Below are 1,478 nucleotides of genomic sequence, written 5' to 3'. Positions count from 1 at the left end.
TGAGGTGACCCCCAAAAGTTAGAGTTTTATATTAAGCTGCTAATTGGCTGGTATGGATACGGTATTGAACCGGACTCATGCCTGCCAATTTTTGTTTTATACGCTTGTTATTATAATATTTGATATATTCTTCAATTCTCTTTTTTAATTCCTCAAATGTGCACAGAGGTTCTCCGTAGTACATTTCTTGTTTAAGTAACCCGAAAAAATTCTCCATGGGGGAGTTATCTAAACAGTTTCCTTTTCGTGACATACTTTGGAACACCTTGTTTTCCTTAAGTGTTTTTACCCATCTATTATGTTGATAATGCCAACCTTGATCAGAATGTAGAGTAGTTCTGTACTTAGAATCTTTAACAATTTCTAGAGCTGCCTCAAGAGGGTTGAGCGCCAATTCTAAAGTCGGGCGCATACTTATCCCATACGACAGGACTTCTCCGTTGAACATATCCATAATAGGACTCAAATACAGTTTCACTCCGTCTGAACACTTAAATTCTGTGATATCTGTGGTTAACTTCTGATGATACACATTTGTATGAAAACGACGATTTATGCGGTTTTTGGCCACAGTTCCGGTCGTGCCTTTATAAGAACTGTATTTTCGTGATTTTCTATTGAACTTGTCCCCTTTGAGTCCGAGTTCATTCATAATGCGCTGCACCTTCTTATGATTCACTTTAGAACCACGGTTTTTCAATTCAAGTTTGATACGACGATATCCATAATTGCCGTTATTTTCATCAAAAATGGATTGAATACATTCTTCAAGTTCACGATTTGGATTTTCCTTCTTCATAATTTTTATATGATAATGATAGGAGGATTCAGGGATACCGACTATGTTTAAAACATCTTTTAATTTGAAGGTTTCTTTGAGTTCGAATGATAACGCTGCTTGTGCTTTTCGAGATAACCTTCCGGATCCATCTGAAAAGCTCGTAACTTTTTTAAGTATTCTACCTCCAAACGAAGAAGCTCGTTTTCTCTTTCCAATTTTTGTTCGTAGGTCATTTCCTTATCTTCTGCTGTTTTTTTACTTTTTCCGTTCTTATCTTTATCAGACATGGGGGGCCGCCCTTTCGGTTTACCCAGGGCTTCTATACCTCCATCCGTCAAAGCCCTTTTCCAAGCAGTAATTAAAGGAGGATTTGATAGTCCAAATTGGAGTGCAGTATCCATTACAGAAGCACCTGTGTTTTTCATATAGTCTAATACATCAATCTTAAATTGAACAGAATAAACCTCATTGTGCTGCTTGCTCATTAACCCTTCCATTCCAAATTTCTCAAATACTTTTACCCACTTCTTAATTGATGTGTCGCTTTTTATACCATACTTCTTAGCCAACAAACTGTATCCCAATTTTCCTTCTTGGTACTCTTTTACCAACATTAACTTAAATTCTTCACTATATTTAGCCATAAAAATACACCCCAAAAGTTAGATTTCACTCTAACTTTTGGGGTGCAGTACAG

The 1,478-nt window shown here is 36.6% G+C and carries 2 protein-coding genes; both read right to left on the bottom strand.

Annotation, left to right across the window (positions count from 1 at the left end; all coding sequences use genetic code 11):
- Nucleotides 1-31: 31 nt before the first annotated feature.
- On the bottom strand, nt 32-958 hold the full coding sequence (locus ACWM35_RS25020) for an IS3 family transposase (protein WP_454821586.1): 927 nt from the start codon (nt 956-958) through the stop codon (nt 32-34).
- Nucleotides 859-1,425 carry a helix-turn-helix domain-containing protein gene (locus ACWM35_RS25015; protein WP_454821585.1) on the bottom strand — a complete coding sequence of 189 codons (567 nt, stop codon included), beginning with the start codon at nt 1,423-1,425 and terminating at the stop codon, nt 859-861. Before ACWM35_RS25015 ends, ACWM35_RS25020 begins: the two co-directional genes overlap by 100 nt.
- Nucleotides 1,426-1,478 lie beyond the last annotated feature (53 nt).

The organism is Neobacillus sp. K501 (genome assembly GCF_053749995.1).
The sequence above is the reverse complement of the archived record's forward strand: the minus strand, read 5'-3'. Positions and strand labels throughout refer to the sequence as shown.

What these genes read in the sequence shown, in the direction of transcription:
- ACWM35_RS25015 (WP_454821585.1), bottom strand. Translation starts at nt 1,425, where the DNA reads ATGGCTAAATATAGTGAAGAATTTAAGTTAATGTTGGTAAAAGAGTAC.